This window comes from Aliidiomarina maris, from assembly GCF_003987335.1.
GTDB lineage: Bacteria > Pseudomonadota > Gammaproteobacteria > Enterobacterales > Alteromonadaceae > Aliidiomarina > Aliidiomarina maris.
In genome coordinates this window covers 147437-174068 of sequence record NZ_PIPK01000005.1, presented here as the reverse complement: position 1 = coordinate 174068, position 26632 = coordinate 147437, and the positions used below count along the sequence as shown (strand labels likewise).

Annotated in this window: 24 protein-coding genes; 15 read left to right on the top strand and 9 right to left on the bottom strand. The window is 54.6% G+C overall.

Annotated features, from left to right (window positions below):
• The 8 genes from CWE07_RS07415 (at nucleotide 1) to CWE07_RS07390 (ending at nucleotide 6770) form a co-directional block, all read left to right on the top strand.
• Nucleotides 1–3213, top strand: a complete 3213-nt coding sequence (locus CWE07_RS07415) for an efflux RND transporter permease subunit (protein ID WP_111569151.1) — start codon at nucleotides 1–3, stop codon at nucleotides 3211–3213.
• The gene (locus CWE07_RS14405; protein ID WP_198679896.1) at nucleotides 3210–3374 is read left to right on the top strand and encodes a hypothetical protein; all 165 of its coding nucleotides are present in this window, start codon (nucleotides 3210–3212) and stop codon (nucleotides 3372–3374) included. Before CWE07_RS07415 ends, CWE07_RS14405 begins: the two co-directional genes overlap by 4 nt.
• 364 nt (nucleotides 3375–3738) lie before the next feature.
• Complete coding sequence (locus CWE07_RS07410; protein ID WP_111569152.1) at nucleotides 3739–4269, top strand: STY4534 family ICE replication protein; 531 nt, start codon at nucleotides 3739–3741, stop codon at nucleotides 4267–4269.
• Nucleotides 4270–4370: 101 nt separating this feature from the next.
• A complete protein-coding gene (locus CWE07_RS07405; RefSeq protein ID WP_111569153.1) occupies nucleotides 4371–4982 on the top strand; it encodes a DUF3275 family protein in 612 nt (203 codons plus the stop codon).
• 93 nt (nucleotides 4983–5075) lie between these two features.
• The gene (locus CWE07_RS07400; protein WP_111569154.1) at nucleotides 5076–5456 is read left to right on the top strand and encodes a hypothetical protein; all 381 of its coding nucleotides are present in this window, start codon (nucleotides 5076–5078) and stop codon (nucleotides 5454–5456) included.
• 16 nt (nucleotides 5457–5472) lie between these two features.
• Nucleotides 5473–5733, top strand: a complete 261-nt coding sequence (locus CWE07_RS07395) for a hypothetical protein (RefSeq protein ID WP_042919708.1) — start codon at nucleotides 5473–5475, stop codon at nucleotides 5731–5733.
• A 152-nt stretch (nucleotides 5734–5885) separates the two neighbouring features.
• Complete coding sequence (locus CWE07_RS14740) at nucleotides 5886–6053, top strand: hypothetical protein (RefSeq protein WP_425320745.1); 168 nt, start codon at nucleotides 5886–5888, stop codon at nucleotides 6051–6053.
• Nucleotides 6054–6770 carry a DUF932 domain-containing protein gene (locus CWE07_RS07390; RefSeq protein ID WP_425320746.1) on the top strand — a complete coding sequence of 239 codons (717 nt, stop codon included), beginning with the start codon at nucleotides 6054–6056 and terminating at the stop codon, nucleotides 6768–6770. It begins immediately after the preceding gene.
• Nucleotides 6771–7020: 250 nt separating this feature from the next.
• Here CWE07_RS07390 and CWE07_RS07385 read toward each other — a convergent pair whose 3' ends face one another.
• The 5 genes from CWE07_RS07385 to CWE07_RS07365 all read right to left on the bottom strand — a co-directional run bounded on the left by CWE07_RS07385 (nucleotide 7021) and on the right by CWE07_RS07365 (nucleotide 13786).
• Nucleotides 7021–7785, bottom strand: coding sequence for a tyrosine-type recombinase/integrase (locus CWE07_RS07385; protein ID WP_241974093.1), 765 nt, complete (start codon nucleotides 7783–7785; stop codon nucleotides 7021–7023).
• Between the two features lie 300 nt (nucleotides 7786–8085).
• Nucleotides 8086–9705, bottom strand: coding sequence for an amino acid ABC transporter ATP-binding/permease protein (locus CWE07_RS07380; RefSeq protein WP_111569155.1), 1620 nt, complete (start codon nucleotides 9703–9705; stop codon nucleotides 8086–8088).
• Nucleotides 9702–11324: a thiol reductant ABC exporter subunit CydD gene (cydD, locus tag CWE07_RS07375; RefSeq protein WP_111569156.1), complete on the bottom strand. Its 1623-nt coding sequence runs from the start codon at nucleotides 11322–11324 to the stop codon at nucleotides 9702–9704. Before cydD ends, CWE07_RS07380 begins: the two co-directional genes overlap by 4 nt.
• Entirely contained in the window at nucleotides 11325–12332 is a 1008-nt protein-coding gene (gene cydB, locus CWE07_RS07370) for a cytochrome d ubiquinol oxidase subunit II (RefSeq protein WP_111569157.1), read from the bottom strand.
• Nucleotides 12332–13786, bottom strand: coding sequence for a cytochrome ubiquinol oxidase subunit I (locus tag CWE07_RS07365; protein WP_111569158.1), 1455 nt, complete (start codon nucleotides 13784–13786; stop codon nucleotides 12332–12334). Before CWE07_RS07365 ends, cydB begins: the two co-directional genes overlap by 1 nt.
• Before the next feature lie 440 nt (nucleotides 13787–14226).
• Here CWE07_RS07365 and CWE07_RS07360 point away from each other — a divergent pair, with 440 nt between their 5' ends.
• The gene (locus tag CWE07_RS07360; RefSeq protein ID WP_111569159.1) at nucleotides 14227–15105 is read left to right on the top strand and encodes an MBL fold metallo-hydrolase; all 879 of its coding nucleotides are present in this window, start codon (nucleotides 14227–14229) and stop codon (nucleotides 15103–15105) included.
• Between the two features lie 8 nt (nucleotides 15106–15113).
• Here CWE07_RS07360 and CWE07_RS07355 read toward each other — a convergent pair whose 3' ends face one another.
• Nucleotides 15114–15974 (bottom strand): TraB/GumN family protein, encoded by an 861-nt coding sequence (locus CWE07_RS07355; protein ID WP_111569160.1) that lies wholly within the window; start codon nucleotides 15972–15974, stop codon nucleotides 15114–15116.
• Nucleotides 15975–16034: 60 nt separating this feature from the next.
• On the opposite strand from CWE07_RS07355, the gene CWE07_RS07350 reads away from it, so the two are divergent.
• Nucleotides 16035–16880, top strand: coding sequence for a TlpA disulfide reductase family protein (locus CWE07_RS07350; protein ID WP_111569161.1), 846 nt, complete (start codon nucleotides 16035–16037; stop codon nucleotides 16878–16880).
• Nucleotides 16881–16883: 3 nt separating this feature from the next.
• Here the strand turns inward: CWE07_RS07350 and trpS are convergent, their stop codons facing one another.
• Both trpS and rpe read right to left on the bottom strand, forming a co-directional pair.
• A complete protein-coding gene (gene trpS / locus CWE07_RS07345; RefSeq protein WP_111569162.1) occupies nucleotides 16884–17891 on the bottom strand; it encodes a tryptophan--tRNA ligase in 1008 nt (335 codons plus the stop codon).
• A gap of 51 nt (nucleotides 17892–17942) precedes the next feature.
• Nucleotides 17943–18623 carry a ribulose-phosphate 3-epimerase gene (rpe, locus tag CWE07_RS07340; RefSeq protein ID WP_111569163.1) on the bottom strand — a complete coding sequence of 227 codons (681 nt, stop codon included), beginning with the start codon at nucleotides 18621–18623 and terminating at the stop codon, nucleotides 17943–17945.
• 172 nt (nucleotides 18624–18795) lie between these two features.
• Here rpe and CWE07_RS07335 point away from each other — a divergent pair, with 172 nt between their 5' ends.
• On the top strand, nucleotides 18796–19158 hold the full coding sequence (locus CWE07_RS07335; protein WP_111569164.1) for a hypothetical protein: 363 nt from the start codon (nucleotides 18796–18798) through the stop codon (nucleotides 19156–19158).
• A gap of 4 nt (nucleotides 19159–19162) precedes the next feature.
• On the top strand, nucleotides 19163–19375 hold the full coding sequence (locus CWE07_RS07330; protein WP_111569165.1) for a DUF2970 domain-containing protein: 213 nt from the start codon (nucleotides 19163–19165) through the stop codon (nucleotides 19373–19375).
• Here the strand turns inward: CWE07_RS07330 and prlC are convergent.
• Nucleotides 19372–21414, bottom strand: a complete 2043-nt coding sequence (gene prlC, locus CWE07_RS07325) for an oligopeptidase A (RefSeq protein ID WP_111569166.1) — start codon at nucleotides 21412–21414, stop codon at nucleotides 19372–19374. The two genes, CWE07_RS07330 and prlC, sit on opposite strands and share 4 nt — an antisense overlap.
• Before the next feature lie 189 nt (nucleotides 21415–21603).
• Here prlC and CWE07_RS07320 point away from each other — a divergent pair, with 189 nt between their 5' ends.
• The 3 genes from CWE07_RS07320 to CWE07_RS07310 are packed head-to-tail and all read left to right on the top strand — an operon-like array spanning nucleotide 21604 to nucleotide 26631.
• Complete coding sequence (locus tag CWE07_RS07320; protein WP_241974092.1) at nucleotides 21604–23898, top strand: S9 family peptidase; 2295 nt, start codon at nucleotides 21604–21606, stop codon at nucleotides 23896–23898.
• A 19-nt stretch (nucleotides 23899–23917) separates the two neighbouring features.
• A complete protein-coding gene (locus CWE07_RS07315; protein WP_111569168.1) occupies nucleotides 23918–24565 on the top strand; it encodes a biliverdin-producing heme oxygenase in 648 nt (215 codons plus the stop codon).
• Complete coding sequence (locus CWE07_RS07310; protein WP_111569169.1) at nucleotides 24562–26631, top strand: sensor domain-containing diguanylate cyclase; 2070 nt, start codon at nucleotides 24562–24564, stop codon at nucleotides 26629–26631. The genes CWE07_RS07315 and CWE07_RS07310 overlap by 4 nt, the downstream gene beginning before the upstream one ends.
• Nucleotide 26632 lies beyond the last annotated feature (1 nt).

The window sequence follows — 26632 nt, the reverse complement described above, 5'->3', positions numbered from 1 at the left end:
ATGTTCAAGTTCATTATCGAAACCTCAGTGCGCTTTCGCTGGTTCGTGGTGATCGCCGCCGCCGTGGTGGCCGCCTATGGCCTGCTCGAACTGAACCGGCTGCCGATCGACGCGGTACCGGACATCACCAACCGCCAGGTGCAGATCAACACCATAGCGCCCGCGCTCGCGCCCGGTCAGATCGAGCGCCAGGTAACCTATCCACTTGAAACAGCCTTGGCCGGCATCCCCGGGCTGACTAGCACCCGCTCGATCTCACGTAACGGATTCTCCCAGGTCACCGCCATTTTCACCGACCAGACCGACATCTACTTCGCACGCCAGCAAGTGGCCGAACGCATGCGCGAAGTGGAGGAGGAGTTGCCCGAAGGGGTGACGCCGATGATGTCGCCGGTGACCACGGGTCTGGGCGAAGTACTGATGTGGACGGTGGACTATGTACCGTTCAACAGCACTAATCTCGCCGAGCCCGGTCAACCCGGCTGGCAGGAGGGCGAGGTCTATCTGACGCCGGAAGGTGAACGGCTGACCACGCCCGAGGCGCGCGCCACCTATCTGCGCACGGTCCAGGACTGGATCATCGCACCGCAGATGCGGTCCACGCCGGGCCTGGCAGGCATCGACACCATCGGCGGATATGTCAAGGAATACGCGGTGCGGCCCGACCCGGCCAGGCTCGCTGCCTATGGACTCGGCCTCAGCGATCTGGTCCAGGCGCTGGAGCGCGCGAATGTCCAGGCCGGCGCAGGTTTCATCCAGCGTGGCGGTGAAGGCCTGGTGGTGCGCGCCGACGCGCTGGCCGAGACGGTGGAAGACCTCGCCCAGGCGCCGGTGGCCAATCGCGCCGGTCTGGTCGTGCGCGTCGCCGATGTGGCGACAGTCGAGATCGGCCAGGCGCCGCGCCTGGGCGCGGCGACACGCGATGGTCATGAAGCGGTACTCGGCACCGCGCTGATGATCGCCGGCGGCAACAGCCGCACCGCCGCCCAGGCAGCGGCTGCGCGGTTGTCGCAAGTCAGCCAGTCGCTGCCCCCAGGCATCATCGCAGAGCCGGTGCTCGACCGCAGCGTGCTGGTCAATGCCACGATCAGGACGGTCGCCACAAACCTGACGGAAGGCGCACTGCTAGTGATCGCAGTGCTGTTCCTGCTGCTCGGCAATATCCGCGCGGCGGCGATCACTGCGCTGGTGATCCCGCTGTCCTTCCTGTTCGCGGTCATCGGCATGAACCGGTTCGGGATCAGCGGAAACCTGATGAGCCTGGGCGCTCTCGACTTCGGCATTCTGGTCGATGGGGCGGTGATCGTGATCGAAGCGACGCTACGGATGCTCGGCCAGCGGCGTCAGGAGTTGGGTCGACCGCTGACCGCGATGGAACGCCTGGGTGTCGCCATGCAAGCAGCTCGCAAGATGGTGAGGCCCGCCGCCTTTGGCCAGCTCATCATTCTGTTGGTGTTCGCGCCGATCCTGATTCTCGAAGGGGTAGAAGGAAAAACCTTCCAGCCGATGGCAGCCACCTTCATGCTGGCCCTTGCCGGTGCGTTCGTCCTCTCCTTTACCCTCGTACCGGCGATGGCCGCGCTGTTCGTGCGTGAGCCCAAGTCTGTCCCTGAGGCCAGTGAAGGCCAGCACGAAACCCGCGTGATCCGCTTTGTACGGCACTGGATCGAGCCGGTGATTCGCGCCGCCATCGTGCGCCCCAAGATCGTGCTGGGATCGGCGCTGCTGGCGTTGGTCATCGGGGCGTCGGCTTTCCTGTCCCTGGGGCGGGAGTTCACGCCGACGCTGGACGAGGGTGACATCGCCATGCAGGCGCTGCGGGTGCCGTCCGCCTCCCTGGAACAGTCGCTGAGCATGCAGATGGCGCTGGAACAGGCGATTACCGCCCAGCCTGAAGTGCGCACGGTCTTCTCCCGCACCGGCACTGCCGAGGCTGCGATGGACCCCATGCCACCGAATATCTCCGACGCCGTGATCATGCTCAAACCTCGGAGTGACTGGCCCGACCCGTCGCTCGGCAAGGAGGCACTGGTCGAACGGATCGCCGCTGTCGCCGACGAACAGATCGGCAACGCCTTCGAGTTCAGCCAGCCGATCGAGCTGCGTTTCAATGAACTGATCTCGGGCGTGCGCACCGATCTTGCCGTCATGGTCTTCGGTGAGGATTTCACGGTCCTGCAAGGAATCGCGGACCAGGTGGCGAACCGGCTGCGCCAGATCGAAGGCGCGGCGGACGTGCGTGTCGAGCAGGTGTCGGGGCTGCCAACCCTGACCGTGCAGGTCGATCGGTCGGCCGCGGCGGCTTACGGGTTTGCCGCCGCTGACGTCAGCGAAGCAGTGGCCATCGGCATTGGCGGCATGGCCGCCGGACGCATTTTCGAAGGCGATCGCCGCTTCGACGTGGTGGTTCGACTGGATGAGGAAGCCCGCAGCGATCCCGCCAGCCTGGCCGCGCTGCCGATCACAACCCCCACCGGCACCACAGTGCCCCTGTCTTCGGTGGCACGCATTCAGATCAGCGAAGGTCCGAACCAGATCAGTCGTGAAAACGGCAGCCGCCGCATGGTGGTACAGGCCAACGTCCGTGGCCGCGACCTGGGCGGCTTCGTCGCCGAGGCGCAGGACGCGGTGGCCGGCGTCGCGTTGCCGGCCGGCGTCCATCTCGACTGGGGCGGCCAGTTCGAGAATCTTCAGCGCGCCGAGCAGCGGCTGATGGTAGTGGTCCCGTTCGTCTTCGTGCTGATCGGCGTACTGCTGTTCATGGCCCTGGGCAGTATCAGGGAAGCCGGCCTGGTGTTCGTCTGTGTCCCCCTTGCGCTGGTGGGCAGCGCGCTGGCCCTGCTGGTGCGCGGGATGCCCTTCTCGGTGTCGGCAGCCGTGGGCTTTATCGCCGTGTCGGGTGTGGCGACGGTCAACGGCCTGGTGCTGATGCAGGCGATTCGCGAACGCCTGACCGCGGGCGATCCGCCGCTGGAAGCCGCCGCCGCCGGTGCCGCCAGTCGTCTGCGGGCCGTCCTGACCACAGCGCTGACTGGCATCGTCGGCTTCATTCCGATGGCGATCGCCACAGGCGCAGGCGCGGAAGTACAAAAGCCGCTTGCCACCGTAGTGATCGGCGGATTGCTGACCGCAACTGCACTGACCCTGCTGGTGCTGCCTACCTTCGCCGCGCGAGCTGCGAAGCCGCACATCAATAAAGGAGCCAGCGCATGACGAACAAACTGCGCCTCGATCTTCCCATCCTGCTGCCGAACATTCTGCACGACGCCGATGCCTGCGTGGGACGGCTCCTGGCCGCCATGGCGGACGTGCGCATACTGGTCTTCGATCCGAACGCCGCGATACTGGACGGCCTGCCTGTCTACGAAGACTGATCCCTCCATCTTGAGCCCCTTCACGGGGCTCTTTCTCTTTGTGCCCCGCAGAAATAGGGATGGCTGCGGAAGCCGATTGACGGTCGCCGGTTCGCCGCCGCCATGCCACGCTGCGGCCATGTTCCGCTGATCCGTCAGCAACATGCCCAGGTAGTCACGGTCTTCGAGGCTACGACGCGGTTCCGACCGCGTGACCGATCCAGTTCGCACCAGCATCCCATGCGCGAACGTTCGCCCCTCCCAGGGCGAAGGATGCACAAGCAGTACCTGGATCGTTCGATCCATCAACCCGCGCGGGGGTTATGCCTCCCCGCCGGGGTGGGTGTGTCTCCGCCTTCTTGTCCCTCAAGTCTGGAGATTCACCATGACCACTTCATCCGAAAAGTCCAACTTCTTCGATCTGCACATCACCGGCCTCGGGTATCTCAATCGCATCCGCGAAGTGAAGCCCAAGAAAGGCGATGCCTTCCTGGCCTGCGACATCGCAGCGCTCAATGGTTCCAGCGATAAGCCGGAGTACCGCCGTTTCGACGTGCGCGTATCCGGCAGCGAAGCGCAGCACCTGATCCGCCGTTGCGTCCCCGCCGTCGAGGCCGAACGCAAAGTGCTGATCGGCTTTCGCCTGGGCGATCTGTGGACCGACATCTTCACCTACAGCAAGGGGAAGCGTGTCGGCGAACAGGGCATCAGCCTGAAGGCCCGCCTGCTCTTCGTGAGCTGGATCAAGGTCGATGGCCAGCTCGTCTACAAGGCCGAACCCAAGGCCTCCGAGGAAGCGGCTCGCGACGAAGCGCCCAGCGTTTCGAGCGAACCCGCTGTCCAGGATGCACCCGCATCCGAGACGGTTTCCGACGACGAAGCAGCCGAAGTACCGGCGTTGGCCGAGTCGTTCTGAACCCACAAGGCCCCCTCACCGGGGCCTTGCTTCCTTTCCATCCAACGAACCGCCGGTCTTTCCGGTCGGCGTCTCGTGACCTCATCGTAAGGAGCTGACCCATGATTACGCTTCCCGGCCAATTGGCCATCAAGACCATCCACGGCAGGAACGGCGACTTCAACGTCGGCCGCCTCGCCACCTCCATCGGCGAGTTCGTCATCAAGAACGCCGAGCTGGACCAGTACCGCGAAGGCAAGTACGAGGGCGATTTCGTCATCACCGAGATTCGTCCTTCGACGTACAACACCAGCGGCCGCATGGTCATCGAGATCCGCGCGCACCTGGGCGGAATGACCTTATCGAACATCGATCACCTGAGCCGCGATGAAGCCAACCGGCTGAGTCCGCAGGAAGTCGATCCGATCGACGAGGAAGCGCAGACGCCAGCCCCGTCCACTTCGGCACCTGCCGAAGCGAAGGCGGCAACGTCCAGCGATCCCCTGGTCGATACCACGCCGTTCGGTGCCGACGTTCCCGCTAAGCCGGCTTCCAAGCCGGTAACGCAGGACGACGACGCCACGCTGTTCGGCGCTCTCTGGCCGCTGGGCGAGATCGTCAAGCTCGATGCCACCGTCGATCGCCGCCTGTTGCGTCAGCAACGCGACCGTCTCGGTGCCTTGGGCTACGAGTTCGCGCCGCTGTCCCAGGACTGGCATATCGCCTCCGCCTGATCCATCTGTCGCTTCCCGCGACGTTCCAACCACCCGCCGGGGTATTTCCCCCGTCGGGGGAGTGCTCCGGCTTTTTTTCACAGGAGAACTCCCATGGGCTGGTATTTCTCGCGGCAAACCCGCGACCAACTGATCCGCGAACTGATCGAACCGCAGGAGGGCGAAAACGCTCGCTCGGAGGTCATCGCCCACGCCCTGCGCGGCAACGTGCTGTGGTCCGTGGCGCGCATCACCGCCAAGCAGGCGGGATTCATGAAGCTCGCTGCCGGCGATTCCATCAACGTCATCCGTTGCGACCTGCTGCAAGGCTCGGGCGGCGAATGGGGCCACAAGCCCCTGGATGAATCCATGCACCCCTACTACTACTCGTGCCCGTTGCGCTATCTCGACATGGCGCCGGTGCAATCCCCCGAGTGGCGGGAAGGCGTGCTCGCTCATCACGCACGTCGGCGCATGCCGGCGTCAGTGGCCTGAGCACGGGAGGTACGTCATGGACCCGATCCTGGCCTCTCTCCCGGCGTCGTTGCTGCGCCTCGTCGAAGATCAGTTGTCCAACAACGAAGTTTCCTCCGACGAGGAACTGCTCGATCACTTCATCAGCGACGGTCTCACCGAGGAACAGGCACGGCAGGCGTTGACCTACCGCGACCAGTACCTCGCCAACCTCTACCTGGACGGTTTCACACCGATCCTCAAAGGGAGCGAAGCGCTTCGCTTCAACCCCTACAGCCGGCAATTCGAGCCGGACTGAACCGCAGGCCCGTGCTTCACGGGGCTGCATTCCTCTTTACCTGACCCACCCAGGCCCTGCCCCGCAGGGCCTTTCTTTGTCCCATGCAATCGCACGCATCCGGCTTTTGGCCTCTCGATGCCGATTGCTCCAATCCTCAAAAGGAGATAGTCATGAAACTCGCATCCCGCTTTTCTTATCGTTCTCCGGTGCTGCGCTCGGATCACCCGTTGTCGGATGATCAGATCCGCACCGTCGCCCCATCCATCTTCGCGGAGACCCCGCACGAAAGCCGTTCCCAGCGCTACAGCTACATCCCGACCGCGGCCGTGTTGACGTAGCTGCGCAGAGAGGGTTTCCAACCGTTCATGGTGTGCCAGACACGTGTGCGCCACGAGGATCGTCGTGACTACACCAAGCACATGCTGCGGCTTCGTCATGCGAGCCAGATCAATGGCATCGAGGCGAGCGAGATCATCCTGCTCAATTCGCACGACGGCACCAGCAGCTATCAGATGCTGGCGGGCATGTTCCGCTTCGTCTGCCAGAACGGTCTGGTGTGCGGCGACACCTTCGCCGACGTCCGCGTTCCTCACAAGGGCAACGTCACCGATCACGTCATCGAGGGCGCCTACGAGGTCTTACATGGTTTCGAGCAAGTGCAACACTCGCGCGATGCCATGGCTGCCATCACACTCGACGACGGTGAGGCCGAGGTCTTCGCCAGATCGGCGTTGACCCTCAAGTACGACGATCCCGGCAAGACCTTGCCGATCACGGAGAGTCAGGTTCTGCGGCCACGTCGTTTCGACGACAACCGTTCGGACCTGTGGTCCACCTTCAATCGAGTGCAGGAGAACCTCGTCAAAGGCGGCCTGACCGGCCGCACCGCAAACGGGCGCCAGCAACGCACGCGGCCCGTTCAAGGCATCGACCAGAACGTCCGGCTGAACCGGGCGCTATGGCTGCTGGCGGAAGGTCTGCGTCAGTTGAAAGCCTGCCCCTCAAGCGGATCATGCCCTTCATGGGCGTGGCCCGCTTTTTTTGTTTTTTACTAACCTGCGAGGGTGATAGTCTCAAAACGATCTGATGCTGTCCGTCACATCTATGCGACGCCGTCATTTTTGAATGCGGATGCCCAAAAGCCAGGGCGGCCGTTGTACGCCCGCAGATGAACAGTTAGACGATTGGGATCATCTGAAACGGAGAACCGCGTATGGGTACTTATACAACGCTATACCTGGACAATTTTGATCTCGCTAGCTCCAAGAGCGCGGTCATTCCAGAGGTCATGACGGTCTTCGCTTGTTAATGGCCAATTAATCTGACCCACTTGAGGGTGCGGACATAAGTGAGGGCCATCAATCGCAGTGCAATGACAGTGACCCGGTAACCTGCATCATCCACACGGCTCAAGAACTTCGGGATCTCTTGCCACGGTAGCGGTGGATGGTGTCGAACTCGGGGGCGCTTGACCGACCGTTTCAGCAGCGCCGTCGGATCACTGTCGCAAAGCTCTTCACCCGCCGCGTATGCGAAGATTTGGCTGCACAATTGCCTGATCAGGATCGCAACGGTGGGAGCGCCGCGCTCCGCAACATCCTTAATGACGGGGCGCAGGTGAGCAGTCCGGATTGAGCTGACCGGCAGCTTGCCCACTTTGGGAAAAACATCGTTCTCCAAAGTGCGCTTGACTTGATCGGCGTAACCCTCGCTCCACTGCACGTTGCTCGCCATCCATCTGCGAGCCACTGGCTCAAAGGTGTTCTCGTTCTTTTCAAGCTGAGTGGAGATGTTGACTCTCTTCTCCACCACGGGGTGTACGCCCTTCTTGACGAGTTCCCGCGCGCGATCCCGCTCGGTCCGCGCCGCCTCCAGTGAGACCTGGGGGTACTTGCCGATCGCGTAGATGGCAGGCTTTCCGCCAAGCCGATAGCGGTAGCGGTAGCGCCACAACTTGCTTCCGCTGGGCGTGACGTACAGAAACAGACTGCCCCCGTCCTTGAGCCAGTACGGTTCTTTTTGAGAAGGAATGGTCTCGACCTTCCTGGCCGAGAGCAGGTTCATGGCCATGTGTGTATATCACCTCTCTTGAGGCCCTATATACACAGAAATATACACACTTGCAGCAGATTGGTCTAGCCTTCACCAGACCACCAAGGAAGTTACATCGATAAAGATCAACAACTTACACTTTTTCCATAGAACACAATGGAGCTTGATGGATGCTAATCGTAGTTGTCGATCATGACCAACATAATGGTGGGCACTGCTCCGAGTAAGTTCTGTTGAAAAAGCCCGCTACAAACGAAGGGGATTCACCCGCAACTGTCTGGTGGCTTACGCGACAAACAACATTGGCGCGCAATCATATCATAGTTGGATACGGCGGGGCAGCGCTTCGGTAGGTAGCGCGGTATGGCTGGCAACTATCGTAGTTTTTGCCTGTAACACAGGCAATACGCGCGCCCAAATGCGCCGTGCTTGGGCATCACCGACCCCATTAAATGGCTCATCGAGTAAGATTAAATCGGAATTAGCTGCATGCAACAAGACACGTGCTAGCATCAAGCGCCGCGCCTGTCCGCCAGACAAACCGACGCCGCCATCGCCCACCCAAGTGTCGAGCTGCTCTGCTAAGGCTTCCACATCATCCGCAAGTTCGACCTGCTCTAATACCGCCCATAGGGCATCGTCTGTCGCCTTCGGGTCGCCCATGCGAAGGTTTGCGGCAATAGTTTGGCTAATCACGGCGTTATGCTGAGTTAAAAAGCTCACAGCAACTTGCTGTAAAGGTTGCGTTTGCTGCTGTTGAGTGACTTCTATGCGCCCCTGCGCCAGCGGTAATTGACCACTGAGACACCACAACAGCGAGCTTTTTCCAGCTCCCGACTTGGCCTGTAACCAATGCAGACAGCCTGCCTCTATCGTGGCACTCACAGGGGGTAGTTGGCGTCCCGCCGGGACGACATCAACCAGCTTCAATGCGGGTGCACCCGCACGCTTCAAAGCTGGCAGGCTGGTTGGCTGTTGGCTGGCGATTAGCAGCGGTTGCAAGCGCTCTGCAGCACCGGTGACCCGCCCCCACAATAAACTCACCTGCGGCAGTAATGTCCAGTTTTCGATCATGGCTAACATCGCCAAGCCCGCAAGTACCGCCAAGGGTAAACTAAAGCTACCCTGCAGCGCGAAGGTCAGCGCCATGGCAAACACCGCAACGACACCCAACATACCCAGCAATTCAACAATATGTTGCAGGCGCCATAAACGTTGGCGCAACTGTGCCTGATGCTTATCGAGCTGATCTGCGGATGCGGCAACCTGCGCGCTCGCCTGTGTAAACACCTGCCAGGCGAGCAATTCAGCCTTACTTTGCATAAGATCTAATGCCTGTTGGCGCAACGCTTCGCTATATGCCAGTTCAGTGGCTGCACGCTGGCGCAGCCTTGGTGCCAACACGCTCGCATGGACGCTAAGCAGTACAGCGCCCAGTGCCCACACCAACCAAGCTAACTGTGGCGCCAGCAGGTACAGACCGGCGCCTAACAGTAAAGTCAGCAGCGCACTCATCACAAAGGGGGCCAACACTCGAATGTAGAGGTCATCTAAGGCTTGTAGGTCTTGAGTTAAACGCTGCAAGGTGTGCGCAACCCGAACCTTTTCAAGCGTTGACGTTGGCTGTCGCGTGAGCCCTGCAAACAAATTGACACGCCATTGCTGCTGCACACGCAAAATAGCGTCATGATTAGCCAGACGCTCTGCGTAGCGCGCCACCGTGCGTAAAATGGCAAATGCGCGAATACCCGCACCTGGCATGAAAATATCAAAAGCGACGACAAATACCGCTGTCGCAGTGATAAACCAGCCGGACAAACCGAGCAAGCCAATGCCAAATAACGCCGTTGCCAGCATCAGACCAAACCCAAGGGCTGTTCGCCATGGTTGACGTTGGAGCGCGCACAACCAAGGTGTTAATAATCGCCAACTACTCATATGTGCGCCCCTTCCACAGGACCTTTTAAAGTACTAACCAGGCTGTCGGCTAACTGCCACACTGCGGGGTCATGACTACAGATGACAATAACCCGACCTGGTGCGCGTAACTCGTTGATTGCGCGCAATACCGTTTGCGAGGTCGCAGCGTCCAAACCCGCGGTAGGCTCATCGAAGATCATCAAGGGAGAAGGATGCAACACCATCCGCGCTAGCGCCAAGCGGCGTAATTCACCACCGGATAGCCCCTGCCCTTGCTCACCTATCATGGTGTCCAATGGCTTGTCTAACCCCGCGCTACTGAGCGCTTGCTGGAGTGTTTGATTCGATGCATCCTGGCGCACTAAGCGCAGGTTGTCGGCAATGCTACCTGCAAGCACGTAGGGCTCCTGAGCCATGTAAGCGATATGTGAACTATTGGGTATCGAGATGCAGCCATGCTGGGGCAGCAGTTGCCCGGTCAGAAGCTTGAGTAAAGTCGTTTTGCCGCTGCCAGAAGGACCATTCAGCACGCCTATCTGCCCGCCTTGAAGTGGCCAGCTAAAATCAGCGATGACTGGCTTTTGACGATAACCAAAGCTCACCTGAGTGAGATGGAGTCCACTGTCTGCGTCACGCTTAACCTTGGCTTCAGGCCCAGCCTTGAGCGCTTGTTGCTCGACTTGCAGTAACCCTGCGGCAGCCAGAGCAGCGGCACGGTCGTGGTAGTGCGCGGACAAATTGCGCAGCGGCTGAAAGAACTCCGGTGCTAAGAGTAAAATCGTTAACCCAGAGACAAAGTTCATGCTCGCAGCAGGGCCAAAGGTGAAATAACCTAACAATGAAAAGCCGACATAAATAGCCACTGCTGCAATCGCTACGGCAGCAAAAAACTCCAGCACTGCGGACGATAAAAACGCAATTTTAAGAGTTGCCATATTGCTGCGCCGCATGACATCGCCAGCTTCTTCAATATCGCTTAACGCGCGTGTCTCCGCGCCAAATAATTTAAGATTGGTAAGATAGCGAACGCGGTCAACAAATAAGCCCGCTAAGCGCTGTGTTGTATGAATATGGCGCTCATTGAGGCGTGCAGCGCCCATACCGACCAGCGCCATAAAGATAGGAATAATTGGCGCCGCAAATAGCAAGAACAGCGCGGCTATCCAATCTAACCATGCCACGACAACAAGGATGAGTAACGGGATGACAAGGGCATGGGACAACTGAGGTAAAAAGCGGGCGAAGTAACCGAATAACTGCTCACTCGGCTCTACCATCAGGTTAGCACGCTCGGTGCTGACCTGAGGCCTTACGGGGTCGACCTCGGCCCAGCGCTTGAGTAACTGCGCGCGAGCGGCTTGCTGCGCCGCACTGCCCAGTTTATGCGCGGTGGCGCTCGCCCAGTTGGCCGCCAGCCAACGCAATCCGAGTAGTATCACGATAACAGGCAGCCACACCCACTGGATTTCAGCATGTTCAACACTCAAGCTCACCCACACGGCTAATGCAATAATACTCGCTACCTGCAGGGCGCCGTGCAGCGCACCTGCGAAACGAGCTTGGCGTAACAAGCCGCGTAATTGTTGAGTTAACGCAGCCAGGTACTGCTTAGCGCCTGCCTGAGCCTGCTGATTCACTTAATGGTAGCCCTCACCCGCTTTAAGTTTGCCGCGGAATACCCAATACGTAAATGCGGTATAACCCAGCACAAACGGAATCACAAACAGCAGACCAATGAGCAAAAATAACTGTGACTCATGCGCCGACGATGCGTCCCAAAGGGTATAGTTAGGTGGCACTACATACGGGAACTTACTGGCAAGTAGGCCTAAATACGTAAACACAAACATACCCATGGTGGCGACGAACGGCGTACCGTTACGACGCTGGCGAATACTGCTGAAAATACGGTACGCGCATAGCATTGCGAGCACTGGCATTAACCAAATCAAACTCACACCGCCAAACCAACGATCCGCCACAAACGGGTCAATCATCGGCGTCCACACGCTGATAGCCGCAAATACGCCCAGCACACCAAGTAATAACCACGGCGCAATCTTGTACGCCCAATCTTGGATATAGCCTTCAGACTTCAAAATCAGCCAAGTCGCACCTAGCAGCGCGTACCCGATCACAATCCCTACACCTGTCAGCACAGTGAATGGTGTGAGCCAATCCATCGCACCACCAACATACTGCATATTGTGGGTTTCAAAGCCTTCAATATACGCGCCGACGACCACGCCTTGAGCAAACGCCGCCACGGTCGAGCCTATGGTAAATGACCAGTTCCAGAGGTAACGCGACGTTTTCGCCTTAAAGCGAAACTCAAACGCGACACCGCGGAAAATCAGCCCGGCCACCAGCAAAAACACGCCGATATACAAAGCCGGTAAAAATACCGCATACACCAGCGGAAATGCCGCCAATAACCCCGCACCACCAAGCACCAACCATGTTTCATTGCCGTCCCAAACCGGTGCAATTGAGTTCATCATCAAATCCCGTGCTTCTTCGTTCGGGGCAAAGGGGAATAATACCCCAAGGCCCAAATCGAAGCCGTCCATCAGCACATACATAATGACACCAAAGGCAATAATTCCAGCCCAGATGTAAACTAAGTCAAATACTGGCTCAACCATTAGCGTGCTCCTTGTTCCTCAGCTTTATCTTGGGCAGTGGTATTCCACTTGCTCTCTTCATCGGCGTCTTCTTCCCAATCCGCATCGGCGATTGAAAGTGGCCGTTTCGGACGTTTGCCTGCTTTGTCGTAGCCGTACGTACGTTGCTCAGCGCCCGTGCGTAACACGCGCATGAGGTAATACAAGCCCGCCCCAAAAATAGCTGCATACACCAAGATGTAGCCAATTAAGGTAAACAGCGCCATGCCCCCAGTCAGTGACGGTGTTAACCCCTCAGCGTGGGTAAATTCGCCATAGATTAACCAGGGCGCGCGCCCAATTTCAGTCACAAACCAACCTGCGAGTACGGCGATAAACGGGGTCACCGCCATGTAACGCAATGTATTTAAGAACCAAGGCGTATGTGCGTAAGCCTGTTTGCGGCGCAGCACTAAGCCAGTAAAGGCAACTAATATCATCAGCAAACCAATGCCGACCATGACTCGGAACGCCCAGAACACAATGGCCACCGGTGGCTGCTCTTCTGGCGCCACTTCATTCAAACCAGGCACTTCACCGTCCCAATCGTGGGTTAAAATGAAACTTGCAAGTTTAGGTATCGCCACTTCGAAGCGGTTCGTCTGGTTTTCTTGATCGGGTATGGCAAACAGCAATAATGGAACGCCTTCACTGGTTTCCCAGTTACCCTCCATCGCCGCTACTTTCATAGGCTGATGCTCAAGCGTATTTAGGCCGTGCAAATCACCAACCACCGCTTGAGTCGGGGCCAGAATTAACAGTAGCCAGAGCGTCATAGATAACGCTTTGCGGTGCAGTTCCACGTCGCGCTTGCGCAATAAATACCATGCACTAACACCTGCCACGACAAACCCACCGGTCAAGAATGACGCGATTGCCATATGGAAAAAGCGTGGTGCTAATGATGGGTTGAAAATCGCTTCCGACCAGCTGGTCACGTAAACTAGGCCGTCACGGAACTCGAAACCCTGCGGCGTGTGCATCCAACTGTTCGCTGACAAAATCCAGAATGACGAAATAAAGGTACCAATCGCCACCATGCAGGCTGAGAAGAAATGGATACCTTGGGGTACTTTATCGCGACCAAACAGCAGAACCCCTAAGAACGCAGCTTCCAGGAAAAACGCAGTGACCACTTCGTAACTTAAAACTGGGCCTAAGAAGTTGGCCGCGGTATAAGCAAAGTTACTCCAGTTGGTGCCGAACTGAAATGCCATCACTATTCCGGATACCACGCCCATGCCGAATACAACAGCAAAGACTTGAATCCAGAACTTTGAGAGACGCTCCCAATCTTTATTACCTGTTTTATAGTAAATACCTTCAAGGCAGGCGATATAAGACGCGAGGCCTATAGTGAAAACAGGAAAAATGGCGTGAAATGACACAACAAACGCGAACTGAATTCGCGACAGTAAGAGTGGATCTAGTTCCATCAGCTACTCCTTCGTAAGCCGAGATACCTGCGCATATACTATCCAAAGCTAGCGCAAGCCACACTGGATATAAAATCTTGCACTGATTAGTTTTTCTATTGAAAAATATCCAGTGGACGGCATAACCAAGCTATCCAGTGCCTATTTAATGTTGCCTTAATCTTGGCATTCTAATGTCAGTGCTAAATTGCGGCACTTTACCGCATTAAAAAATCTGACTCATCGGAGCAATTTATCACGTTTATGGCCGCCATACCCAGCTCCATCTACCACCGATAAGCCTAGTACAGCGTCGCGAGGTGTAAAACTCGACGCTTAAAATCTAGCGTGCTTCGATGACCTCTATCAAGTTAATCGCTTTGATTTTAGCCTGTCAACTTGAAGGATAACAAAAAAGAATATATATATAACCTAAATTTAATGCAGCTACGGAGGCCGTTATGAACGCGCAACTTGCTAGCCCAAAAGTAAAAGCATTTTTGGACCAAGACAGTGAAACTTTTAGTTATGTGGTGTTTGACGAGCAAGCACGTCAGGGCGTGATCATTGACCCAGTGCTCGACTTTGATTACAAATCTGGTCGCACTCATACCCACAGTGCGCAAAATATTGTCAATTTTGTGCATGAAGAAAAGCTTACTATCGCATGGATTCTGGAAACCCATGCCCATGCCGATCATCTCTCGGCTGCACCCTTTTTGCGCGACCAGTTAGGTGCCAAAGTCGGGATAGGAGAGCATATTCGCGGCGTGCAGAAAATTTTCAAAGACGTGTTTAATCTGGAAAAAGAGTTTTTACCCAATGGCGCCGACTTTGACCATTTATTCAGTGACGGTGAAACCTTTACTGTGGGCGACTTACACTTTGAAGTGATTCACACCCCAGGTCATACGCCAGCCGACTTGGCTTATCTGATCAACGGCCAAGCACTGTTTGTGGGTGATACGCTATTTATGCCTGACGTTGGCACGGCGCGTTGTGACTTTCCAGGTGGAAGCTCAACCACATTATTCCGCTCAATTAAAAAGCTGTTGGCATTGCCTGCACAGACTAAAATCTACATTTGCCACGACTATCCTAAAGAAGGCCGTGGTCATGAATACTTAACCAGCGTGGCGCAGCAACGTGAAAGCAATATTCACGTGCGTGACGGCGTCAGCGAAGAAGAGTTTGTGGCAATGCGCGATAAGCGCGATGCATCATTAGAGATGCCACGCCTGATTTTGCCGTCGATTCAGGTCAATATTCGTGGAGGGAAAATGCCGCCAGCAGACGCCGACGGCAAAGTTTACTTAAAGCTACCCATTAACCAATTGTAATGGCGAACTTACTGGCGGGTGATAGGTTCAACCTGGTAGCCCGCTTGTTGGAGCAACTGAATAACCCCTTGCTCGCCTGGTAAATGACCCGCACCAACGGCAATAAACACGCTTTGTTCATGCACCATGTCACGAATTGGTGCAATCCAGTTTTGGTTACGCTGATCTAGCAGCACATCCATATGGTCAGCAAATTGCGGGTCTTGCTGCATAATATCCATCAATGCGTCGAGGTCTTCGCGTAAGTATGTTTGTTTCATCTCACGCAGCATACTTTGAGCTTGCTCTTCATTGCTAATCGCTTCATACAACCAGCCTACTTGCTCGGCGACTGGGATATCATCGAAAATACCCATTTGGAACTCAACACTTTCAAGCTCCATCACTGACATGTCGTGAGCTTCAGCCATTTGCGCAAATTCCAGCTCATATGACTTAATGTCGGTACAAGGTAAACCAGCGACCATCACCATCGAGCTTAACGCCATTGGTTTAAGCACCCCAAGCTGAGCAACCCCTGCGCCAAAGTTATCGACAAAGTAAGCATCGACTTCAGCCAGTTGCTCTTCACTTAAATGGTCTTGCAGGTAAGGACCCGTTGGGCTCACCATGAGCTGTTGCAGACGCATCATCGTTTGCGCTGCACTCATATCGAGCTCCATCACCAGCGCATCTGTGCTGGCAAAGGCTTGCTCAATGCGCTCGTCCATGTAAAAGTCTTGGCCACAAATCAAATGGATGGTGCCAAACAGGTAAGACGGTTGCTCTAAGTCATTGCCCGAAATCTTCCAAAGTAGCGACGCATGCGCCGAACTGACCATCAGCAAAGTGCTTAACAATGCGCCTTGAAATATCCGCATCATGTTCATTTCATATTCCTCAGTTAAATTGGGATCATTCTTTTTATCATCGGCGTCGGAGCCAAGCGTATGTCAACCACCATTGGGCCTTTCGCCTTTGCTACATCGCATTTGATTTTTATCGCAGCCAGCCTTATTGCCTTACTCATCGCTTGGCTACTTGGTCGCCGCACACAAGTTGCTTTAGGTGATGCAGTGCTTCGTATTATAGCGGTGGGTTTGCTAAGTGCGCGTGCTGTTTTTGTAATCAAATATGTCGATATGTATGTAGCCGCTCCGTGGCAAATAATCAACTTACGCGACGGCGGCTTTGAACTGTGGGCTGGGGTGGTCGCAGGAATACTCTGGAGCCTGCGCGAGACGCGCTTACTGGCGAAGTTACGTCAACAACATACGCAGATACCGCGTGCAGCGTTTGCCGTGATTCCTAGTGCACTTATCGGAGCAGTAGTAATCTATAGCGCCGGCCAATGGTATAGCGCACAACACGCGCATGCAGGGTTGCCCGCCATTGAACTTGTGCAATTACAGTCCGAGTCGGCATCAAACCAGCCAGTAAACCTTGCTGACGCGTACTTGGGCCAGCCAGTGATCATCAACTTATGGGCTAGCTGGTGCCCACCGTGTGTGCGCGAAATGCCACTGCTGGAAGACGCCGCAACGCGCTATCCGAATGTCCATGTTGTTGCAGTGAATCAAGGCGAAAGCAGTCAGCAGGTACGCGACTTTCTATCCAGTCAGGGTCTTGAGCTACCACATGTACTACTCGACCCGAATGCGGAATTTGGTCGAGCAATAGGCTCAAGCGCACTACCGACCACATTATTTATTGATAGTGATGGGCAGATTAGCTATGCCCATATAGGTGAGTTTAGCGCAGCGACGCTGGAGCGCGCCGTGCGCCAATTAAACTAAGGCTTATTTCGGTAAGCCAACAAAGCCAACGGTGTCATAGACTCGCTGCAGAGTATGCGCTGCCGCCTCACGTGCCTTTTCAGCGCCGGCTTGCATAATCACATCGAGTGCAGCTTGATCTTCACGCAGCGCGTGATAGCGCGCCTGAATTGGCTCAAGCAAAGCGACCACAGCATCGGCGACATCACCTTTTAAGTGCCCATACATCTTGCCTTCGTATTCAGGCACTAAGGATTCAATAGACCGCCCTGTTGCGCCAGACAACAACGTCAGTAAGTTCGACACCCCTGCCTTTTGCTCAGGGTCAAAGTAAATCCGCGCTTGCTCGTCTGAATCGGTCACCGCGCGCTTGATCTTTTTCGCCACCTTCTTCGGGTCTTCCAGTAAACCAATAAAGTTGTTTTGGTTATCATCCGACTTCGACATTTTTTTGGTTGGATCTTGCAGGCTCATGATGCGCGCACCATGCTCCGGAATAAACGGGTCAGGTACTACGAAGGTGTCGCCGAATACATTATTAAAGCGGGTGGCAATATCACGCGCTAACTCTAAATGCTGCTTCTGATCATTACCCACAGGCACCTGGTTGGCGTTGTACAGCAAGATATCTGCAGCCATAAGTACCGGGTAGGTAAACAAGCCGGCATTCATATTGGCTTCACTCTTCGCACTCTTGTCCTTGTACTGGGTCATGCGGTTCAGTTCGCCCATTTGGGTATAGCAATTTAACACCCAAGCCAACTGCGAATGCTCTGGTACATGGGATTGTAAGAACAAGGTGCTGCGTTGCGGGTCGAGCCCACAAGCCACATACAGAGCCAAACCGTTTAAGGTCGCTTCACGCAGTGCCGCTGGATCTGGGCGCACGGTAATCGCATGCAGGTCAACTAACATAAACTTACAGTCATGGGTGTCCTGCATCGTCACCCACTGGCGCAGCGCGCCCATATAATTGCCTATGGTTAGCTGCCCTGACGGTTGGCATCCGCTTAATACTACAGGTTTGGTCATCGGGTCTTCCCTTGTTTCTGATACTTTTCAACGACGCATGGAGTGCGTTGTTTAGCTATGAATATCGCTCAGTTCAGCACGCATGTCGGCAATGACTTGCTGGTAATTGGGCTGATTGAATATGGCTGAGCCCGCGACGAACATATCGGCACCTGCGCGGGCGATTTCTTTGATATTATCGACTTTAACCCCACCATCGACCTCTAAACGAATGGGTCGGCCGCTGACGTCAATGCGTTTTCTGACTTCGCGAATCTTATCTAAAGTGGCTGGGATAAAAGACTGCCCGCCAAAGCCTGGATTCACCGACATCAGCAAAATAATGTCTACTTTATCCATCACATAATCTAAAAAGTGCAGTGGCGTGGCCGGGTTGAATACTAATCCAGCTTGGCAACCGTGGTCCTGAATCAGCTGTAAGGTGCGGTCAATATGCGTCGATGCTTCAGGGTGAAAGGTAATCATCGACGCCCCCGCTTTGGCAAAATCAGGCACGATACGGTCCACAGGTTCAACCATTAAATGGACGTCGATGGGCGCGGTGACACCGTGCTTGCGCAAGGCCTCACATACCATAGGCCCGATGGTTAAATTGGGGACAAAGTGATTATCCATCACGTCAAAGTGAATGACATCGGCGCCTGCCGCTAAAACCGTATCAACTTCCTCACCCAAGCGAGCAAAGTCGGCTGACAAAATTGAGGGTGCTATCCAATAATCACGTGCTTGCATCGGTCACTCTTCCACTGGTTGGAGACATTCGGCGATAGTTCGGCATTAGTTTAGCAAGCAATAGCCGTGTAATCACCTGTTGTTAATACCAGCGATAGCGTACAACAATGTAGATTTCCTGTTACATTGGTGATAGATTAGCCAGTCAAAAGGAAGAGTTGAGGTCAGTTTCATGTCATTCGTTAAAACATATGGCGGTATCTTGGTTGCGCTTGCGCTCACCGCAATGCTGATTGGTGGGCTATTGACAGCATATCTTACATCGGCCACCACGACTTCAGCCGCTGACATGACAGCAAACACTGTCGACGCGGCACCTCATTTACCTGCACTCACTCACCCTGCAACAAGCGAACAAATTGCCGCGCCTGGCGCAACGGCTGCAGCCCCTAAAAAGGCCAGCCAGCAGCCCAGTCAGCGCCGCGCATTTAGCTTTCATTACTTAGACGTTTTAGAGTTCTTATTTGCTGGTAAGCGCGACCACGCGACGCAGCCTGCGTCAGGTCACCAGAGCCCAAGCACCCGAGGTTTTTAACTGCGTGAAACACGTCCATTCGTCGAGACCCACGTTTTGGCAAATTTGCTTCAGTGTACTCGCTGCGTTATTCGGTGTGCAAAGTGAAAAAGCACGCGCCAGAGACTTTACCCAAGGAAACCCAATCCCTTATATTGTGATTGGTATCATTTTCATTGTGCTCTTTGTCGTGCTTATCGCGTTAGCCGTGCGCTTGATGCTGTTTATCGCGGCCTAAGCCGCGATACCACTATGGCGCAACAGCGCTTGAATATCCGGTTCACGACCACGAAACTCAGTAAATAGCGCCATCGCATCATCGCTACCGCCGCGCTCCAGAATAGCGTGTAAAAAGTCTTGTCCGACTTGCGGGTTGAATATGCCTTCTTCTTCAAAGCGTGCGAAAGCATCCGCAGACAAAACTTCAGCCCATTTGTAGCTGTAATAGCCAGCAGCATAGCCACCTGCAAAAATATGCCCAAAGCTATGCTGGAACCGGTTATAGCTCGGCGGATTCACCACTGCAACTTGCTCGCGAACTTGGTTCAAGGTCTGTTGAATATCTACATCGGGCGCCATGTGGATGCGCATATCGAATAACGAAAACTCAAGCTGACGCACCATTTGCATGGCTGATTGGTAGTTTCGTGCTGCAAGCATACGCTCCAACATATCCGCTGGGAGCGGGTCACCACTTTGATAATGACGGGAAATAAATGCTAAGGCTTCAGTCTCCCAGCACCAGTTCTCCAAGAATTGACTGGGTAATTCAACCGCGTCCCAGGCAACCCCGTTAATACCAGACACCCCAGCGACCTCAACTTGCGTCAACATATGATGCAGACCATGTCCAAATTCATGGAACAAAGTGATCACCTCGTCATGGGTGAATAATGCAGGTTGGTCACCCACTGGCTTGTTAAAGTTGCAGGTTAAATACGCGATGGGAATTTGTAATGACCCATCGTCTAAACGTCGGCGCACTGCACACTCCGCCATCCAGGCACCGCCGCGCTTTTTACCGCGGGCGTATAAATCCAGGTAAAAACTCGCGCGATGGGTATTGTCGGCATCATAGATGTTAAACACCCGCACTTGAGGATGCCAAGTGTCGATATCTTGCTGCGCCTCAATACGAACACCGAATAAGCGCTTAGCCACTTCAAACAGGCCACTCACGACCTGTTGCTCTGGGAAGTAAGGGCGCAGTGCTTCGTCAGAAATCGCATAGGTTTGCTGCTTTAGCTGCTCACCGTAATAGGCCAAATCCCAAGCCTGTAGCGTATCCACACCTTGCTGCTGCGCAAATTCGGTTAACTGCTGCATGTCGTCTTTTGCTGCAGGCAACGAACGCGCGGCTAGGTCATTTAGAAAACCCAAGACTTGGTCTGGCGACTGCGCCATTTTAGTTGCCAGCGACAGCTCCGCGTAGTTTTCAAAACCCAGTAAGCTGGCTAGCTCATGGCGCAGCGCTAAGGTTTGCTGCATCACCTCGCTGTTATCGTACTCGCCAGCATTTGGCCCTTGATCAGATGCCCGCGTGGTAAAGGCGTGATACATCTCTTCACGTAATTTACGGTTATCCGCGTACATCATCACCGGCAGATAGCTTGGAATATCAAGGGTAAACACGTATCCCTCAAGCTCACGCTCTTTGGCTTCAGCCGCTGCTGCTTGTAATGCGCTGTCAGGTAAGCCAGACAATTCACTGACGTCTGTCACATGCTTCACGAATGCTTGGGTGGCGTCTAACAACTGGTTACTAAAACGTGACCCCAGTTCTGACAATTGGCTCTGGATCTCTCCATAACGCGCTTTATCACTGGCGTTTAGTGCGACGCCACTGAGTTCAAAATCACGCAGTGTATCGGTAATCACCCGTTGCTGGGCTTGGTTAAGCTGGGCAAATTCGGTACTGTCTTTCAGCGCTTGGTAGGCGGCATATAGCCCCTCGTGCTGGCCTACCCAAGTCGAGTATTCGGATAATAATGCCAGGCAATTGTCGTGCGCCTCTCGCAAAGCGTCTTGGCTGACCACCGCATTCATATGCGATACCGGCGACCAAATACGACTAATTTTGTCGTCTGCAGCCTCTAAAGGAGCGACCAAAGACGCCCAAGTAGGATGAGCCTGTGCGCTTAGGCGTTCAATCAACTCACGGCTCTCTCTCAGCGCTTGCTCAAGGGCGGGCTGAATATGCTCAGGTTTGATTTGACTAAAGGGCGGATACAAAAAGTCGGTTAATAATGGATTACTTGCTTGTTCAGCTTGATTCATACAACAAAACCCTTAGACCTAATGGGCATCAGACCCATCGGCGTCAATGAATGGCGTGCTGCTCTGTTGGCAGCCTTATGTATAAAGATATGTGGATAACGGCGTAAAAGTTCAAGGTCGAGTAACAGTGTTTCTTTGTTAAAAAAGCCGATACACTGCCAGCACTAATGATCTGCTTGAGAATTCAGCATGAACACAATGCTTCGCATCACCGCCGCCCTAACACTGAGCACCACTATCTTGCTATCCGCCTGTGTTAGCTCGAATCCAGCCCCGTCGCCTAGCGCCGAGACCACATTTAGTTTAGCCGACGTATACGCGGACAACACCTTTCAGGTACGCCGCTTTGCCACCAGTCGCTGGCTACAGGACGGTAGCGGTTACACGACCTTAGAAGCCAGTGACAATGAAGGGGTCGATATTGTGCGTTACAGTGCTGACGGTAGCGAGCGTGAGGTACTGGTCAGTGCAAACGAACTAACCCCGGAAGGCGAGTCGTTAGCCCTCAATGTGGCTGACTATGTGTGGTCTGATGATGCGCAAAAGTTATTAATCTTCACCAACACGCGGCGTTCCTGGCGCACGCATACCTTGGGCGACTATTGGGTGCTTGATCGCAACGCTAACGCGGGGTCAGGTAGTTTAGTCCAATTAGGTCAGGAGTTTAGCGAAGCGACACTGCAATTTGCCAAATTTAACCCCCAAGGCGACCGGGTTGCATTTGTGCAGAACAATAATATTTACGTTCAGGCGCTGGCCGATATGACGGTCACTCAGCTCACTTTTGATGGTAGCGAGGATATCATCAACGGTACCTTCGACTGGGTCAACGAAGAAGAGTTCTACCTGCGCGACGGCTTTAGCTGGAGCCCTGATGGTCGCCATATTGCCTACTGGCAGTTGGACACGTCCGGTGTTCCTTTATTCACAATGATAGACAATGTCTCGCAACTGTATCCGACTCTGACTCAATTCCCTTACCCAAAAGTAGGTGAAACCAACTCGGCTATGCGGATTGGCGTGCTACCAAGTGACGGCGGTGACACCACGTGGATGCAAATTCCAGGCGCACCGCGTGATCACTACTTAGTGCGCATGCAGTGGGCTGGCAACAGTGACGAGCTGTTAGTACAGCAAATGAATCGTGCGCAAAATACGATGCATTTATGGGTCACCCAAATTGACGACGGCCAAGTGCAACACCTGCTCAGCGAGCAAAGCGATGCTTGGGTCGAGCAAGTCGACGACCTACAGTTCTTTAATCAGGGCCGTTCATTTACCTGGCTTAGTGAGCGCGCTGGCTATCGCCAATTGTACCGCGTGGACCGCAGTGCCGACGGTGCAACAATTACCCCACTCGCTGACTTGAACGCGCATGCTTATGATGTGATAGATGTGAAACAAATTGTCAGTGATCGCAGCAATCAAGGCTGGGTGTATTACGTAGCTGCGCCGGATAATCCGTTACAAACCGTCTTACTACGCGTGTCTTTGACCGGACAGCAAGTCGAACGCTTAACCCCAACTGAGTGGCCTGGCTATCATGATTATCAAATTAGTCATGCTGGCGATTATGCCATTCATACGGTGTCACGTATGGGACAAGCGCCACAAACACGCATGCTCGCGCTGCCTGCACATAGCACAGTTGCCGAGCTGGAAATGAACCACGCACTGAGTCAAACCTTAGCCCAACGCGTAACCAGTGAGACCGAGTTTTTCTGCGTACCAGCACGTGATGGCCTTGAGCTTGACGGTTACATGATGCGGCCTGCTGACTTCGACCCGCGCCAAAGCTATCCATTAGTGATGTATGTGTATGGCGAGCCCTGGGGACAAACGGTTGCTGACCGCTGGTCAGGACACAGTTGGTTATGGCACGAGTATTTAACTCAACAAGGGTTTATTGTGGTGTCGATCGATAATCGCGGCACGCGAGCCCCGCGTGGACAAGCATGGCGCCATTCGATCTATCAACAACTCGGTGTGGTGACTGTACGCGATCAAGCCGATGCGCTGGATCACATTCTAGCTCAATCACCTTATATTGACGGCAACCGGGTGGCGATCTGGGGACATAGTGGCGGTGGTTCACAAACCTTAAATGCGCTATTCCGCTATCCGGATAAATTCCACGCGGGTATTGCCCTTGCCCCCGTGCCTGATCTGCGTTTGTACGACACCATTTATCAGGAGCGCTATTCAGGCTTATTGCCAGACGCAGCTGACAGCTATGCATACACCAGTGCGGTGACCCATGCTGCTAATTTGCAGGGCAAGCTGCTATTGGTACATGGTACTGCCGATGACAACGTGCATTACCAAGGTTCAGAGCGCCTGATTGATGAGTTGGTTGCCCACCAAAAGCAGTTTCAGTTTATGAGCTACCCGAATCGAAGCCATGGCATTAATGAAGGGGAAGGCACATCTTTACACCTGCGTACTATGATGACCGAGTTCTTACATGATAGTCTGCTGCGTTAATGCAATAGTTTGGTAATGTATGCCTGAACGACACAATTCACATGACGACTTATTGGCTCACCTGCGCCAAGCCACCAGCGCTCCGCACCAAGCGCTGGAGCGCAGTGCGCTGATGCGCCAACTGCTGCAAAGTAGTCTAAGCCGAGAGCGATACATTCAAGTGCTGACCGTGTTCGCGCAGTTCTACCAGCAGGTCGATGACTGCTTTCGCTCGGCCAGCAATTTGCCAAACGGGTATACCTACCAACCGCGCCTGTCTTGGTTGCTACGGGATTTAAACGCAATGAACGCGGAAACTCAATTCGATAGCGGTCAACCGAGTTGGCGTCACCAGTTTGAGAGCGCGACCACCAACGAACAACAGGCGATGTTACTTGGCTTTGCCTACGTGGTGGAAGGCTCGAGCCAAGGCGCTAAAATAATTGCACCAAAAGTTGCTAAGCTACTAAAATTAACCCCAAGCACGGGTTTAGCGTATTTTAGCGCACAAGCAGACGGCCCTCATGCATGGCCTGTGCTGCTTAAGCACTTGTCTCAAGTCACACCAACGGCTGAGCAATGCGCACTAAGTTGCCATGCTGCCACCCAATTATTCGAGTTCTTACAGCACTTAGTTGAACATGTACTCGACCTTAATCCTCTTGATGAAGGGAGCTATTTAGCGTGAGCCAATCAGAGTTACAGCCGTTAATTGACGCGTGTGAACAAGAGCCAATTCATATTCCTGGGGGTATCCAACCCTACGGCGCGATGTTAGCGTTTAGCCCCTATTTTTCACGTGTGCTGCAGGCCAGTGCCAACGCTGCGGATTTTTTTGCCGTTGACGATATTTGGCAAGCCAGCGCACATAGCTTGATTGATGGTTGGGTACTGCAGCAAGCCCATGAGGCATTACAATTTGGTGAAACCCTTAGCGTAGAAGTTGGCGGCATCGCCTACTTGGTCTACGCAAGTGATAGTTACTGGGTCGTCGAAGCAGAACGACTGGCGCCTCACCACGCCCAAACCAGTATCCGACGCACCCTTGAGCGCGCTATCCATGCATTTGCTAACCAGCAAACTCCACAGGACTTACTCAACGAGCTGACCCGTCAAGTGCGCCGAGTTTCAGGGTTTGAGCGCGTGATGGTGTACCAGTTTGACGCCGATTGGCATGGCCGCGTGACTGCCGACGCCACCGGACAACGACTTAGCAGCATGCTTGGCCACCATTTCCCTGCCAGCGATATCCCAGCTCAAGCGCGCGCGATGTACAGCCACAACCCATTTCGGATAATAGGATCTGCAACGCAAAATCCAATTCCGTTACAAGCAGCGGCTGATACCCTCGAGCAGACACCGGTGAATATGAGTGCCGGTGCGCTGCGTGCGGTGTCGCCCATCCATATGCAGTATTTGCAGAACCTTGGGGTCGCCGCGTCGAGCTCTATTGGTATTTTTAATGAAAATAAGCTCTGGGGTATCATCGCTTGTCACCATATCGAAGATATTTGGTTGAACGTAAAAACCCGTGAAGCCCTTGTATTAATGGTGCAGTACGCCAGCCAACGTTTCTTTTACCTGGAGCAAGCAGCGACTCAGGGCTACCAACGTCAAGTACATAAGCTACGTGACACCATGGCGCGTGACGACGCCAGAAGTCAAACCCCGCAGCAATTATTTGATAACCATGCACAAGGCTGGCTAGACGTGCTGAATGCGGACGGTTGTTGTTACATTGAAGGCCAGCAAAGGGTTTGCTCAATGGGCAATTTACCTACTCAAACTAGCTGCCGAGCTATCACTGCATGGCTGAATGAGAACGTCCAGCGCCAGCCTTATTGGTCGACCCGCAACATTTTGCAAAGTACTGGGTTGACCCTGCAATCGGACGACCGCGACTTTGCTGGTTTAATGGCGGTACCCATGTACCTTCAGGGCGAAGAACCGGCTTGGTTGCTATTCTACCGCAAGGAAGAAGTTGAAGTTCGCAGTTGGGCAGGCAAACCAGAAAAGCAAGTGTATAAAGGGGCGACCGGCGACATGCTGGGGCCACGTAAGTCATTTGCCATGTGGCAGCAAAAGGTCGAAGGCCAGAGTGCGCCTTGGTCAGATGAAACATTGTTTGCCGCCCGTGACCTCGCCCGTGACCTCTTGGTTGTCACCGACAGCATGCACCTTAAGAGTCTCAACGAAAAGCTCGCCTGTGCGAATGCCAAGCTGACCGAACTGGCTGAGCGCGACGACCTGACTGGGGTGTGGAATCGTCGTTACGCCGAACAGCGCTTAAAAGAAGGGCTGCAGAAGGCCAAACGTTACCAACACCCGTTGTCGGTACTGCTACTTGATTTAGACCGTTTTAAGCAAATTAACGACCAGCATGGGCATAACGTCGGCGATCAAGTCTTACAAGCGGTATGCGATGAAGTTGCGGGCTTAGTTCGTGAAACCGATATTTTTGCGCGTTGGGGGGGCGAGGAGTTTATCGTCATTACTTCCGATACCCGCGCCAATGACGCCCTTGGCCTGGCAGAGCGGGTACGCCAGGCGGTGGCTAACTTGCAGGTGGGCGACTTACCCAAGGTTACTGTCAGCATCGGGGTCGCAGAATTTCAGCATGATCAGACCTGGGACAGTATTGTTGAGCGTGCCGATAAAGCGATGTATCGGGCTAAGCAACAAGGGCGCGATCAAGTCGTCAGTGACGGCAGCAATAGCGGCTCGAAAGCCAATGCGGACAGCGAGTCAGCCTAAC